General features: G+C 51.0%; 5 protein-coding genes. All 5 read left to right on the top strand.

From position 1 onward, the window contains the following. Positions 1-578 precede the first annotated feature (578 nt). The 5 genes from M0L20_RS05210 to M0L20_RS05190 all read left to right on the top strand — a co-directional run bounded on the left by M0L20_RS05210 (position 579) and on the right by M0L20_RS05190 (position 15,954). Positions 579-10,172 (top strand): Ig-like domain-containing protein, encoded by a 9,594-nt coding sequence (locus tag M0L20_RS05210; RefSeq protein WP_248475986.1) that lies wholly within the window; start codon positions 579-581, stop codon positions 10,170-10,172. 63 nt (positions 10,173-10,235) lie between these two features. Beyond that, positions 10,236-11,174, top strand: a complete 939-nt coding sequence (locus M0L20_RS05205) for a PorP/SprF family type IX secretion system membrane protein (protein ID WP_435531822.1) — start codon at positions 10,236-10,238, stop codon at positions 11,172-11,174. A gap of 172 nt (positions 11,175-11,346) precedes the next feature. Next, entirely contained in the window at positions 11,347-13,713 is a 2,367-nt protein-coding gene (locus tag M0L20_RS05200; protein WP_248475984.1) for an OmpA family protein, read from the top strand. A gap of 107 nt (positions 13,714-13,820) precedes the next feature. Then, positions 13,821-14,738 (top strand): PorP/SprF family type IX secretion system membrane protein, encoded by a 918-nt coding sequence (locus M0L20_RS05195; protein ID WP_248475983.1) that lies wholly within the window; start codon positions 13,821-13,823, stop codon positions 14,736-14,738. Positions 14,739-14,874: 136 nt separating this feature from the next. Next, positions 14,875-15,954 (top strand): AAA family ATPase, encoded by a 1,080-nt coding sequence (locus M0L20_RS05190; RefSeq protein ID WP_248476601.1) that lies wholly within the window; start codon positions 14,875-14,877, stop codon positions 15,952-15,954. Position 15,955 lies beyond the last annotated feature (1 nt).

The raw sequence follows: 15,955 nt of genomic DNA, 5'->3' as shown, positions 1-15,955 counted from the left end.
GGTCCTGACGGGCCCTTTTTTTGTGGATAACTAGTCTGTTCGCAACAATTTTTTGTAACACGTAATTTCCTACATATATTTGTTCGTTGATCCGCTACCCGTCACACTTTGTGAGAAAGTTGATCAGGCGTGCATTCGACATATTCTCTCTCTTCTTGTCTATTCAATAAGGCTCCTTACTGGCTAAGTAAGTACTGCCTTATTCGGTTCAGACACATGAAATCCAGTAAATTAATTTTTGGTGTTGTTTCCCCCAGACTTGGCATAGTTTTCGCTACTCCGGAAGCCTTCTAACGGATCCTGGTTGCCGAAAGTGAATGGTCACGAATGGTGAAAACAAGTGGACGGTCTGCGTTAACCACGACATCCAAAATCAACAAGAGATAACTGTTGTCGAGAATTGCTACGACTTAGCCAGCATTTGGCATAATTTTCGCTCAGTACTCGGGGAATAAAAAATAGTAACTGTAGTGTCTCGAACGATCAGTGTCTAGCTGTGACAGTATATAGAAAGAGCTATAAGTTAACTAAACATCTCTAAGTCTGATTGCAGGGGGCCGTTTCTAATTGAGTTGCTTATGAAGGTAATTTCTACGCTACAGTCAACTTGCCCTGTGATCTTATCTGGTCAGTTATCCAGACTATTTCTTCGCTTCGCTAGCAGTAAGAACTCGGTAGTGCGTTCGATAGGTCTGCTGACTTCTCTATTTCCCCAACAGAAGGCGATTCGGCCAGCGATCGACGGCTACAACGACTTGCCCTGCCGAACCGTAGCTGTTTTAAAACCTGCTGAAGTCATTGATAAAATCCAGCCTTATTGTGCAGATGGCGATCCTCCGGGTTGTTCAGCACAAGACAATTTCCACACCCCGCCTGATGGGTTGACTTATTTTCCGCATCAGGTATTTACTTCTTTAAGAGGCCAACCAATGGATGAACGAACTTTACTAAATCAATCTTACTGTATAACTGCTAAGCAAATCGACAGCTACGAACTGTATCGATCAGCAGGGGCGGTGAAACGGAGCAGACAACTCAATTTAACGAAATCGATTTCGCCATTGGTTGCTTTTGCCCGGTTCATGCGACAACCAAGGCAATTGGCGAGTTATGCTTTCTCATTGATCGCGTTCTTTCTTTTAAGTAGCGTTTCATTACAGGCTCAACCGACTACGGTTGATCTAAGCGTTTCAACCAAAATCAGCAAGCAGAATCCGACCCTGGGCGAGCCGGTAACGTATACCGTTATTGTTCGAAACGCTATCGGATCGGCCAATGCTACCAACGTAATCGTCAAAAATCAGCTACCTGCCGGCGGGGTTTCGTATGTAGCCGGTTCGAGTAGCCTGGTGCGGGGTAGAGGAAATTATGACGCAGCTACCGGGATCTGGAGCGTAGGGGCAATTGCCCCGAACGACTCGGCCGTTCTCACGTTACAGGCTACCGTACTCGGCCGCGGAGTTTGGTTTAACACCGCCGAGGTCGTATCCGCTGATCAGCGTGATGTGGATTCGCAGCCAAACAATGCCAGTCTGACAGAGGATGATTACGAAGCGGTCTGTTTTTCCGTACCGATTTTGTGGTATGCCGGCGATGAGTTTGTTGTTAGCGTTCCATCAGGGTACAAGAATATCGTGTGGTATCGGAACGATAGCAACGTGACAACGATTTCGGCTGATCTGGCGGTTGTCAACGCGGATTCGTCTTTGTCGATCAAAAGTCCGGGTAGTTACCGTTTCTCTACGACCTTGAACGGCTGTTCAGCCCTTAATTGCTGTAACATCGACGTGATTCAGGGCGTATACGGTAGTTTGGGCGATTTGGTGTTTGCGGATACGAATAAAGATGGCTTGCAACAAACGGGCGAATCAGGTATTGCCGGGGTGAAGGTTGTCCTGCTTGATAGCAACAACCAACCACTCAAAACTACGACCACTAATGCCAATGGCATTTATGCATTCTCCGAACTAACTCCCAGCGTTCCTTATTCAGTAAGTTTTGTTGCGCCAGCTGGTTACCAGTTTACGGGAAGTTCAAGTATTGACGGCGTTGACGACACAAAGAATAGCGATGTCAATCCGGTTACGGGGCAAACTCGATCGGTAACATTAGCGGTTGGTGAGGTAAACAACAATCTGGATGCGGGTTTGTATTCGTCATGTCCGACGGATTATAGCCTGGTGGCTTCGGCTAACGCAAGTATCTGCTCGGGCGATTCGATCAAGCTGACGGCTACTTCACTGCCGGGTGCAAAAATCTGCTGGTTCCTGACGCCAACCGACGAAAATCCGTTGGCTATCGTCGATAATGGCGATCTGGTTACGTTTAAACCCACGGTTACGACAACCTATTACGTCGAAGCATCGATCAACGGATGTTATAGCGCTCGTAAACCGGTTACCATAACGGTGAATGTAGTGCCGACGCCAACTATTCAGGCAAGCATCAAAAATGCCTGTCCTGCTCAGACGGTCAACCTGGCAAACGTGGTGGTGTCTAACAGTAATCCGGCCTTCACGTACGAATGGTATACTAATGTCAACCGGTCGCAAACAACGCGGGTAGCCGATCCAACGAACGTGGGGGCGGGTACTTATTACTTGTTTGCTCGCTCGACGGACGGATGCTACAGCAGCCCGGCTGTACTGACGGTCGATCTGGTAAATTGTGGTTGTCCGAACCTGGCTGAAGTAAAAATTAGTTCGGGCACAGCGGCCTGTTCGGTCAATCCTGTGTCGTTGACGGCAACGATCTCGGGTTCGGTTACGACCGTCGGCTGGACATCGAACGGAACGGGGACTTTCAATACGGCAACGGGCCTGACTACTACGTACACTCCCTCAGCTGCTGATGTTGCTAGCGGTACGGTGCTGATTACGGCTACGACCAATGACCCGGACGGACCGGGGGGTGTTTGCAGTGCCTCAACCAGTTCATTCATTTTGAAAATTGGCAAATTACCAGACGCGCCGACTCGGGTAACCGCAGACGATACGCTAGTTTGTCAGGGGGGAGAGACCAAGCTGGTTGGGTTCGCATCAGGGGCCCGAATTAACTGGTATGACGAGAGCAACACGCTACTCATGACAACGGAGAGCGGGAGTAAGTTTACGGTAAGACCGACCAAGGTAGGTCTTAACACCTACTATGCCGAAGCCGTCACTGCCGACAATTGCGTTAGCGCTACCCGTACGTCGGTAGTGGTTCGAGTGGCAGCTTGTCAGGCCGATCTGGCTGTCGTAACAAAAATAACGACGGCTGGTCCTTACAGCGTAGGTCAGAAGATAACCTATTCCATAACGGCCTCTAACAACGGACCTGCTACGGGTACGGATGTTAAGGTACAGCAACTTCTGCCATCAGCCCTAACTTTCGCCGGTGCCACACCCGCTGATAGCTATAATCAATCGACGGGTATCTGGACGATTGGTACGTTAACGGCTGGTTCGAGTCGCACATTATACCTTGAAGCGACAATAAACAGTACGGCTTCGACCCGCACTACGGCGACGATCAGCGGTTCGAATAATGACCCGAATTATCGGCAGAACGATACATCGTCGGTTGGTATTCCCACGAATCAATGTGGTATTCAAGCGCCAACGATCGTCGGTGCAGTTCCCGTTATCTGTACGGGCGACGTAACTACGCTACAAGCGTCAGGATGTGGTAGCGGCACCGTCCGATGGTCCGATGGACAAACGGGTGCCACAATTAGCGTAAAGCCAACGGTGACAACGACCTATTCCGCCAGTTGTGTCGTAAATAGCTGCGTGAGTGATGCCTCGAATCTAGTCACGGTAACGATTCGTGACCCTCAGCAACCAGTTCTGACCGCTAGCGCTGGTACGGTATGCGCCGGATCGTCGGTGACACTGACCGCATCGGGTTGCGCGGGTGGTACCATCGAGTGGTCGGAAGGTCCGCAGACGGGTGCGTCGATTGTTGTTAAGCCCTACACGAGAACAACCTACACGGCGCAGTGCCGCGTGGGGAATTGCTTGAGTAACCCGGCTGTACAAACCATTGACATTGTCACGGAAGTAGGGTTACCCACCATTACGGCTAGCCAGGCTACCGTTTGTCCGGGTGAAACCGTAACCCTAACGGTAGCCGGTTGCGTTGGTACACCGATCTGGAGCAGTACAACCGCTACGACCAGTAGCATTGTGGTAACCCCATCCATTGGTAACAACAGCTATAGCGTTTATTGCAGAAACGGCGCTTGTATCAGCAAAACGTCGAACGTATACACGATCACAGTAGCTCCACTGACCGTTCCTACGATTAGCGCCGATGTCGATTCAACCTGTGCCAAAGGCAAGGTGACGTTGACGGCAACGGGTTGCACGGGTACAGTTATATGGAGTACCAAGCAAACAGGAACAAGCATTATCGTTTATCCTGAAGCAAGCACCAGTTACTATGCGCTGTGTAAAGTAGGCAACAACTGCCTGAGCGAATCATCGAAGTCAGTTACTGTGACCGTAGCGTCGCCGTCAGCACCAATCGTTTCGGCGTCGAGCTTGTCGGTATGTAGCGGGAATACGGTGACGTTGAGAGCCATAGGCTGTGGGGGGACCGTAAAATGGTATGGTGCGGATAGAATCGGAGCCAGCGTTGACATTCGACCGGCGGCCACGCAGGAGTATTATGCAACGTGCACCGTGGGTAATTGTGAGAGTGCAGCTTCCAATAAGGTTCGGATCACCGTCGCTACCTCCGGGGTAGCAGCTCCAACGGTCAGAGCATCGACATTAGCGACTTGTAGCGGTAGTGTGGTTTCGCTGACGGCGACGGGTTGCGCAGGTGAGGTCGTCTGGTCGGATGGTCAGGTGGGCGGAGTTGTGTCGGTAACGGCGACGACCACCAACAAATCGTTTTACGCGGTTTGCCGAACCGGTACGCAATGCGCCAGTGGTAGCTCAAATGTGATTAACCTTAACGTAACGCCAACCCCGACGCCAACGATTACGGCTAGCCAGACTGCCATTTGTCCCGGTGGCGAAGTCAAACTATCGGTAAACAATTGTCAGGGTACTCCGCACTGGAGCACGGGTGAGACGACAAGCAGCATTACCGTAACGCCGAAAGCAACGACGGCTTACACGGTTTACTGTCAGGAGGGAACTTGCCGTAGTCAGGAATCAACGAGTGCTATTGTTACGGTAATACCGGTAGCTGTGCCGACGATTACAGCCTCGGCTACGGCTATTGAATCGACGGGTACTGTCACGCTGACCGCAACGGGCTGTACGGGAGAAGTGATCTGGTCCGCCAACGACATCAACGGTAACAATAAAGGTGCTGTTCTGGTGGTACGTCCCGATGGTACACAGACCTACTACGCCCAATGCAAGCTCAACGACTGTCTGAGTGACGCATCGATTAGCATCACCATTAGCCCTAATAAGGGTGATTGCGTAACCAAAGCTGGTACGCTGACTGCGGTTAGCCCAACGGTCTGCGTAGCAACCAGTTCCACCGTAACGGTTGCTGCTACTCCGGGCACGGGTCTGGTGAAACCAACAGGCTACTCGGTATTGTACGTGCTCACGAAAGGAACTGAACTGGTGATTACCCAAACGGCGGCCACACCAAGTTTCAACGTACCCGCGCAGGCTGCTGATTACACAATCCATACCTTGGTGTACAATGCGACCGTGGGTGATAAGAATTACCTGGATCTAAGTGCTATTAAGTTGGGTGTCACTACCGGAGCGGATGTGAAGCGGTTGATTGCCGATCAAAAAATATGTGCCGACCTTGATCTGCTAGGGGCTAAAGTGAGCGTGAAAGCCGTATCACCACCCGTGCTAAGCGCTAGTCCATCCACTACCGTTTGTTACGGAGCACAAGTTACTCTGACCGCGACTGGTTGTGAAGGTGGAACGGTTACCTGGAGCGACGGCTTGACTGGACAGAGCATCAAGAAAACAGTCACTAGCGGTTTTTCGACTACAGCAACCTGCACGCAGAACGGGTGCGTTAGTGCACCGTCGGCTATCCTTAGCCTAACGATCACTACGCCCGCTATTCCCGTTATCGTAGCGAACACGCCCGCTGTTTGTACCAGCGAAACCGTTTCATTGACGGCAACGGGTTGTGCGGGAGGTACCTACATCTGGTCTGATCCGGCGAGCACCACCGGCACTGTGCTGACGGTTACTCCAACAGCTACCACTCAATACCGCGTCAAGTGCAAACTGGGTGAATGTGAAAGTGATTGGTCGGCTTACAATACCATTACGGTCGGAGCGCCTGCTGCACCAACGGCAACGATAGTCAATGCAGGCGTTAGCACAAGCATATGCGCTGGTAGTTCAGTGACGCTAAGGGCCGACGGTTGTCAGGCAACCAGTGAGGTAGTTTGGTCAACAGGACAGGTTGGTCGATTGATTACGATTGTGCCGACAGCAACGGCGAGTTACACGGCGCGTTGTCGTAATTCATCGATTTGCAGTAGCGCGTCATCGAACGCTGTAACCGTCAGTGTGTCGCTAGCGGTGCTACCGCCAACCGTACTTGATCGAACAAATACCTGTCCAGCTACTACGGTTAATTTGATAACGGCAGTAACCAGCAAGGTGACAACTACCGGAGGAATTTTCGAGTATTACACGGATGCTTCGTTAACGAGTGTTTCAAAGGTCGCTAGTGCATCGGCTGTAGGGACTGGAACGTATTACGTAGTGGAGAAAACGGTGGGCGGTTGCTACAGCCAGCCGGTGGCGATCCATGTTCAGGTTATTTCCTGTCAGGGACAAACGCCCTGCGATCCGCAGAATCCAGCTACGGCTGACGCGGGTGTAGACGCTAGCATCTGCGCGGCTAAAACCTACCAACTGGCGGGTAAAATGGGTGGAGCTGGCAAGGTCGCTCAGTGGACGACGAGCGGTAGCGGAACATTTACGAATCCGTTTGCGCTAGATGCCGTTTATAACGCCAGTGCAAACGATGTTGCTGCCGGCAAGGTGACGCTAACGCTTTCGGTGAGCACTAACAACGCTAGCTGTCCCGTTGCTTCGGATCAACTGGTGCTTACCATCCAGGGTAGCAGTACCGTACCTGTTGTCTCTATTCTGGGATCAACGAAGCTTTGTGCTGGCGATTCCGTAACGCTTAAAGCACCCGACGGAGCAACTGGCTACAAGTGGAACACGAATGCAACTACTCAAAACATCGTCGTCCGTACGAGTGGTCGCTATAGTGTGCAGGTGCTGGACGCGGGCGGTTGCAGCTCGGTCAAGTCGGCGGACGTGGTCGTTGAGGTGGCCGCTCCGTTAGTGCCACCGCTGGTAAATAACCTGCGCAACGCATGCCCGGCGAAGGTTGTGGATCTGACCAAAGCGCTTTCATCAACGAGCGCGGGCAGCAGCTACATTTATCGAACCTGTGCCTGTACTGCATCGAATCTTGTACTTCGCCCTGATTCCGTAGGGCAAGGGACGTACTGGGTGGTCGAAAGAAATGCAACAGGCTGTTTGAGTGCGCCGTCGAGAATCGAAGTAAAGGTTTTCAACTGTGCGGCTGACACCCTGGACACCGATGTTTCCATTGCGAAAACGGTGAACAAGCCTGCTGTGAAGCGCGGAGAAACCGTCACGTACACAATTACAGTCACAAACAATGGTAAGTACACCGCTCGTAACATTGATGTGCAGGATGCATTACCAAAAGGATTGGAACTTGTACTCGGCTCAACACCAAACTACACGCTTTCGAACGATATCATTACCCGGCGTATTGATAGTCTTCCGGCTGGCAAAAGCGAGTCGATTACCTTCTCCGCTCGTTTGCTGACGAAAGAAAAGGTAGTGAACACGGCCAAAATCACGTATCTGGATAACAAGGACCTTAATCTGGCGAACAACACGTCGAGCGTAACCGTACAGGATACGTCGACTACGAAAGCCAGTATTATTGGTCTGGCTAAAGCGGTTGTCGGAACGCCGGTCAACATAGCTGATTCGCTGATCGCGGTACGATATGGGTTTGTTATCAAAAACTTCGGTGACGATACCCTCAAAAACGTTTTGGTGACAGATGATCTGGCTTACGCGTTCTCGCCAAATCAGATCCAATCGGTTACCATCAGTTCGACAAACACGGATTTCAGTTTGAAACAAAATCCAGCGTTTACCGGACGAGGAGACAATACACATCTTTTCGATTCAACGAGTTATCTGGCACCCGGACGTACGCAGACGTTTTTCCTTGACGTGACCGTAAGGCGCGTCGTTGGGGATACGACACGGACATTCCGTAACATTGCCAGTGCGTCGGCCTTAAGTAGTGGTGTGAAAGTTGAGGATCTGTCGGTTAACGGTGGTGATGTTGATCCTGATAACGACGGCAATCCAACCAATAACACGGGATTTACGGTGTTTACACTGGGGGCACCGCAATTGAACGGACCCGGAATTGGTGTAGCATTGGCCGTCATCAACGTGAGATTGCAACCGGATAGTAGTTACAACGTCACTTACAAAGCGACCGTCAAAAACGTTGGTAGTACTCCGCTCTACGGAGTGAGCCTGGTTGATAGCTTATCGAAAACGTTTGCGTCGCCTGCTTCCTACTCGGTAGTGGGTACACCAATCGTTGGCGCCAATAGTACGCTGGTGGCAAATACGGCTTTCAATGGTAATACCGCGACCGACCTGTTGACCCGAACCAGCTATCTGAATATTGGCGTGCAGGATACGGTCTTGATTACTGTTAACGTGAAGCCGAACAGAGCTGTGCAGCCATTCTACTCGTCTGTTGTCGGTCGAGGGCGCACCGCCGATTCGAGCCGGACCGTAACGGACATTTCGAACGACGGCTTCGATCCAAATCCGCAGGGAGCGGTAGCAACGGCTGTTCGCTTTAATCTGCCATCGGCGTTAATCGGGGTCGCTAAGTGGGTTGGTACGCCTGCTTTGGTCCAGGCAGGTATCTACGATATTCCGTACATCATCAGGTTGAGCAACATGGGCCGGGAGCCGCTCTACAAAGTGCAGGTGGTCGATAATTTGTCGCAAACCTTTGGCCGTGGGGCGTTGATTATCGACAATATAATACCTGTTTCTACCGATGCGGGTCTGGTGGGAAATCCGTCTTATACGGGTCAGGGCGTATTGACAAACATGCTGATCGACTCCTTAAGCAGTCTGCCAGTAGGTGCTTCTCGTCAGCTTGGCTTTACGGTACGGGTGAATGTAAAGAATGCAGATACGCTTACGTTCTACAACAGAGCGTACACCGTCGCTCAAACGGAACAGGGATTGGCCGTTGCCGACACGTCTACTTCGGGTCTTAATCCTGATCCTGCCAATACACTGGACCCTCGGAATAGCAATATCCCAACGCCAGTATCGCTTGATCGGCTTTCTACCGGTTCGTACATTGGGGTAGCGATGGCCGTTGCCGACACCAGCCGCCAGCCCAATGGCTCGTACAACGTAACCTACCAGATCGTTGTGCAGAACTTTGGTTACGATACACTGACGCAGGTAAGTCTCAGCGACTCACTGGTGAAAGTCTTCAACAGCCAGACAGGCGCCCGCTATTCAGTGGTGCGGACACCGTTCTCCAGTTCCACGGGCAGTCGCCTGAAGCTTAATGATCGGTTTGATGGTAACGCCCAAGCCTTGCTGGTGATCGGAGACGACACGAGTGTACTCTTGCCAAGACAGACGGATACGATTCGGATCGTGGTCAATGTCGCTAGTAATGGCACGACGACGACGTTCTTCAACTCGGTTTACGCGCAGGCACTAAGCCGAACGGGAATCGTCTCCGACGTGTCGACCAACGGGCTCATCCCCGATCTCAATGGCAACAACAACCCAACGGATGACAATGAACGGGAGGCTACTCCGCTGACATTGCCGGTAGACAACTCTACCGTCTTTATTCCCGAGGGCTTCTCACCCAACGGGGATGGTATCAATGACTTGTTTATTATCCGAGGGTTGCAGGGACTAACCATCAGTCTGGAGGTGTATAACCGCTGGGGTAACCTGGTTTACCAGAACCAGGACTATCTCAATGATTGGGACGGTAAGGCCAACACGGGCCTGATGCTGGGCTCGGACGCTGATGGACTACCTGACGGTACTTATTACTATATGATCCGGACCAGCGATGGTCGCCAGTTTGTGCGCTACCTGACAATTAACCGCTAGCTCTAGACACTCATGTTACGACATTTTTTTCTATCAAGTAAAAAATACCAGAAAGCGCTGGTTATGCTGATGCTTCTAAGCGTCGGCAGCCGTCCACTGCTGGCTCAGCAGGACAAGATGTTCTCGCAGTACATGTTCAACATGTTGGCGTTAAACCCAGCCTACGCCGGTAGTCGTGATGTGCTGAGTATGTCGGCGCTCTACCGCAACCAGTGGACCGGCGTGGAAGGAGCCCCTCAAACCGCTACGTTCACGATGGATATGCCCCTTAACCGGGAGCGAGTGGGTATTGGCCTGCAACTCTACGGCGATAAGTTCGGACCCGTTCAGGAAGCGGGCGGGTTTGCCTCGTACGCATTCCGGATCAAGGTTGGTTCCCGCTCGACGCTGGCTCTGGGCTTGCAGGCCGGAGCTGCCAGCTACAACGTTAACCTGGCGGATGTACGAACCGGCCCCAGTGGCACCCAGATCGATCCTGCTTTTGCCAGTAACATTACCAAGCTGCTGCCCAACTTTGGAACGGGTATCTACCTCAGCAACGATCGCTCGTACCTGAGCCTGTCGGTGCCTCGACTGATCAAAAATAAGTTGAGCGAATACAATGTGGGGAATGTCATTTCGACGCAGCGTCGTCATGCTTACCTGGCAGCTGGTTTTGTGGTGGGTTTGAGTCCGGCGATCAAGTTAAAGCCTTCGCTGTTGGTTAAGTACGCTGAGGGAGCGCCCCTGGGCTTTGACGGTAACCTGAACATCTGGTTTGCCGATCGAATAGCCATCGGAGCTTCCATTCGTCGGAATCAGTTCAGTGATTGGAGCAATGTAGGTACCGATGCGCTGGTTGGGATGCTGGAAGTACAGCTGACGGATCAGTTTCGGTTTGGGTACGCTTATGATCGGACAATGAACAACTTCAAGGATGTAGCGCCCAGTTCACACGAGATCATGCTGCGGTATGAGTTCGGCTTTGGCAAGAATCGTGTTCTGACACCCCGGTATTTCTAATTAGGTATACAGCGAAAAGGCGTAGGCGAAAGACGAATTATTAGGTCTTTCATTTACGCCTTTTTCCTTGCCGTCGATTCGACTTCGGCGCAGTATTTGCTTGATCGAAAGTATATATTTTTATCTAGATCGTAGATATATATTGAGATTAGCTATAATCCAAGCTTTACTTATGATACGAATAGGCTCACTTGTAGCGCTATGTTGGCTGCTTACCAACCCCACATTTGCCCAGTCAGTCAGTAAGCAGGCCGACCGTCAATTTGAGCAATTGGCGTATGCGCGGGCAGTCGATCTTTACGAACAGGCGCTGGGTAGTCCCGCATCATTATCGGATAGTGAACGACGGACGGCCAAAGTCAGACTCGGCTACAGTTATCACCAGATTCACGATACCAAAAATGCGGAGCGGGTTTATCGTGAACTGCTGGCGGAGGGTGAACTTCCCGTTGAATACAGTCAAAGCTATCTTTATTACGCGCAGGCGCTGGCCAGTAACGGAAAATACCGGGAGGCTCAGCAGATTTACGAAAAGTATACTAAAACGCAGACGGATGATAAGCGGGGGGCTTCGTTTTCTACGCTTTATCGGGAAATGACTCCGATGACGAGTAACGCCGACAGGTACGACGTTGAGTTTCTCGGTTTGAATACCCGTAAAGCCGAATTTAGTCCGGTACTTTACAAAGGAGGACTGGTGTTTGTGTCGGCAGGGGAGGCTAATGGAATCAAGCGTGTGTTCAAATGGAACAGTACCCCCTTTCTGGATCTCTATTATTTGCCTGAGGCAGAAAGTCTTCGCGGTGTAAAATCGGCTCGGGTAGGAGGATCGGTTCCGGCGGCTAAGAAAGCGCCCAGGACGACCCTTGTCCGACCGCTCGGCAGTGACGATTATACGGCACAAACGGCTAATGACTCGCGAACCATCGGCTATTTCGGTGGTAACAATATCAACGCGGGGATGGGTTATAGCCAGGAAGCGGTTAGTGAGTCTGACCGCTTTAGCCGGACGCTGAATAGTAAATACCACGAAGGGCCAGCTACGTTTACCCGAGACGGCGTGCGGGTGATTTTCACTCGGAATAACTACAATGATGGGAAGTATCGTAAAAGCACCGACGGGGTCAACAAACTAAAACTGTATACGTCTACGCAGGTAGATGGCTACTGGGGCAAAGTAGACGAGCTATCGTTTAATAGTGATGAGTTCTCAACGGGGCATCCCGCACTTTCTCCCGACGATAAGCTTCTGTACTTTTCCTCTGACCGACCCGGTGGCTTTGGCGGTACCGATATTTACGTCTCGAAATGGGAGAATGGAAAGTGGTCAGAGCCAATAAATTTGGGCAAAACAATCAATACCAAGGGCAACGAAATGTTTCCGTTTGTCGATGCCAACGGGAACCTGTACGTAGCCTCCGATGGGCAGCCCGGCTTGGGTGGCCTGGACATCTTTTATGCGCAATTGACGACCGATGGCTTGCAGGTAAAGAACGTACAGAATGTTGGCGAGCCATTGAATTCACCCCAGGACGACTTTGGCATCGTAACCGACGCGAACCGCAAAGCGGGCTATTTTAGCAGTAACCGCAAGAATGGCGGAGCGGATGATGATATCTATCGCTTCACGCGCGAGGGACCAACGAATCCGTGTCGGGAGTTGATGGTAAGCGTCGTCGATGCGGTATCTAAACAGCCGTTGGCCAATACATCCGTGACTATCGATGGGGGCAGCAGGGGAAGTGACAAACAGCTTAAAACGGATGCCGAAGGCGCAATGCGTGTTTGCATTGACACCGAAAGCGAGTTCAAGTTTTTGGCAAGCCGAGAAGGTTACGTGGATAGTAAGATCGGTTTTTCCATAAAAGACTTGGCGGACGACCAGCCTTCTCGCCTGGAGATTTCGCTTACGAAGTCGGACGAGGATGCAACGACAATGCGCGGGATTATAACCGCTCAGAATCAGAAAAAACCGATAGCAGGGGTTAAGGTTGTCTTGATCAACGAATGCGATGGAACGACGCAGGAAACAACGACGGGCGCTGATGGCAGTTACGAGTTCACCGCAAAATCGGGTTGTGATTACGCCATTCAGGCAACCAAAGCCGGTATGGGTACCAGCGGGGGGCGGATTACCAAAGACGGTACGGGCTCCGCTGATCTGACCATGTTCCGGAAAGGCGATATCATCAAGATCGATAACATTTACTACGATCTGAACAAGGCAACGATTCGCCCGGATGCTGCCGTTGAACTTGATAAAGTGGCCGAGCTGATGACCAAATACCCGACGATGCGAATCGAAATGCGGTCGCATACCGACAGTCGCGCTACGGCAAGCTACAATAAAACCTTGTCGAGCAATCGGGCTAAAGCCGCTGTCGATTACCTGAAAAAGAAAGGCGTAGCCGCTAAACGGATGACAGCAAATGGGTACGGAGAAAATCTTCCGTTGAATAAATGTAAAGATGGTGTCAACTGCTCAGAAGATGAGCATCAGCAAAACCGCCGGACAGAAATTAAAATTTTAAACCTGTAGTATACCCACGCGCTCTATAAACCAACTGTACGCAGTGATCGAGTGGTGGATTAAATTAGGTTTTTACCCTAAAACCGCGCAATTTGGTTTCCTGTTCGTAACGTGTCATGTCTGTTTGTATCTATAGGAAACTTTGTTTTTTACTTATTGCTGGCTGTGCGTTGCTGGCTGCTCAGCCGGTTCTGGCCCAGCGGGAAGTGCTTTACTCACAGTATCTGGTCAATCCATTAAGTATCAATCCGGCCTACGCGGGTAGCCGGGAATCGTTTCATTTGTCCGCCTTTCTGCGTCGTAAATGGATCTCTGCCCGTGCTGCCCCGCTCACTCAAAGCGTTTCGGGCGACGGAGCCATCGACAATGGCCGCATCGGATTAGGCTTTCAGGCGTTGAATGACCGAATGGGGCTGTTGGCCGCTACGGGCGTTTACGGCAGCGTGGCATACCGATTCAATTTACCCGCGCTCGCTAAATTGTCGGTTGGAGTGCAGGGCGGTGTGAACGTGCTGCCCGTGTACGATTTCACCAGTGCGTCGAGTCTGAACCGTGCTGTCGGAAGCTTTGGCGTGGGTATTTACTACCAGGCTGAGCATTTCTTTGGTGGTATTTCCATGCCCGAAGTTGTGTCGCGGGGCGTGAACCTGGCGGGCCAAACATTCTATCCGGCGGTGCGACCCATTATGGTGAATGTAGGTACAAAGCTGGAAATTGACGAAGGAACCGTATTGATTCCGTCCATTCTGGTCTCCAAAATTGAGGATAGACCGTTGGGCATCGACGTGAACGCACGTATATGGTTCGGCGAAGAGTTTGGGCTTGGATTATCGTACCGGCGAAATAGTCCCGGTATCATCTCGACGAATTATTTGCAGGCACTTGCCGAATATCAATTGACAAAATCGATCCGGCTCGGCTACATATTCAATTCACAAACGCCCGAAAGTCCACTGTCTAACCAATATTACGAAAAAAGCGTACACGAAATTATGTTTCGTTTTTCGCCAGGTTTACTTAAGTTTTCGTACTAAATCAACGGTTGTTTCACGGTATTAGGGCAAACTGAGGCTTGGTGTAGGCAATTGATTAATTTTAAGGTAATTTAGTAGCGAAAAATTGTAAGCTAGCGCCTGTTTGAAACCTCAGGAAGATTTTTCTAAAGCCGAAATGTTCCGCTATCTGACGGCCGATAGTCGTATGTCAAATCAACAAACCATTCAAAACTTGTACATACCCGGCGACCTCGACCGTGAATTTCCGATGGCTCCGCACTTTGTGCAGGCCTTTGGCAGTTATCCGAATTACCTGCATTTTAATGACGATTTTAAGCCGTCGGCGCGTGCATTGCTCGAAGAGCGGGGCTTTAATCAGATCAATCTGTCATCGCGCGTTACGGATGATGGGTGGCATACTGTAGAACGAATCTATCAACACAGCGATGGTGTCATTCTGAAAGCGGAATTTGTGGGGGAACGCTTCTTTCGGTTGTATGGCTTCTACCGCGACGAACAAAGCGCACGGAACCTGCTCGATGGCTTTCAGGCGCATAAGTACGTTCATGAAGATAATCAGACGCACATCTATTTGATCCAGAGCGGCTTAGGGGGGCTTCATACCGAACGGGTCGATATCGTACCCCCCGATATTAATCTGGAACTGTACTACAACGACGATTTTCCGCCGGTGCATGAACGTCTGGTGACGCTGCTCGGTCAGCCCAAGAGTAAAGGACTGATGCTGCTTCACGGCGAGCCAGGAACGGGTAAAACGACGTATATCAAGTATTTAAGCTCATTGGTCAAGAAGGATATGCTTATTCTGCCTCCTTACATGACCAATTACCTCACATCGCCGGAGATTATACCGTTTTTGCTCGATAACAAAGACTCCGTGCTCATCATTGAGGATGCCGAACGTATCCTGCAATCGCGTGAGGCCGGTGGTGATACAAACAGCGTGTCAAATATCCTGAACCTGACCGATGGCCTACTGGCCGATTGTATGCATATTCAGGTGATTGCTACCTTCAACGCCAGTAAGCACCTGCTTGATAAAGCGCTGCTTCGCAAAGGCCGCCTGATGGTTGACTACGCCTTTGGGAAGCTATCCGCTTCGAAAGCCAATGAGCTGTTGGCGCACCTCGGCATGGATTTCCAGACCAAAGAGCCGATGACGCTGGCCGATATTTTCAATATGGAAGCGCAAACGGTTTCGGGCGAGCGGCAGGAAGTGAAGATGGGATTCTAAC

Source organism: Spirosoma liriopis, assembly GCF_023196085.1.
GTDB classification, from domain to species: domain Bacteria; phylum Bacteroidota; class Bacteroidia; order Cytophagales; family Spirosomataceae; genus Spirosoma; species Spirosoma oryzicola.
This window is presented reverse-complemented; position numbering and strand designations above follow the sequence as displayed.

Bases quoted from the DNA above. Each gene is read 5' to 3' on its own strand.
- M0L20_RS05200 (WP_248475984.1), top strand. From the start codon at position 11,347: ATGATACGAATAGGCTCACTTGTAGCGCTATGTTGGCTGCTTACCAAC.
- M0L20_RS05195 (WP_248475983.1), top strand. From the start codon at position 13,821: ATGTCTGTTTGTATCTATAGGAAACTTTGTTTTTTACTTATTGCTGGC.
- M0L20_RS05205 (WP_435531822.1), top strand. From the start codon at position 10,236: ATGCTGATGCTTCTAAGCGTCGGCAGCCGTCCACTGCTGGCTCAGCAG.
- M0L20_RS05210 (WP_248475986.1), top strand. From the start codon at position 579: ATGAAGGTAATTTCTACGCTACAGTCAACTTGCCCTGTGATCTTATCT.
- M0L20_RS05190 (WP_248476601.1), top strand. From the start codon at position 14,875: ATGTTCCGCTATCTGACGGCCGATAGTCGTATGTCAAATCAACAAACC.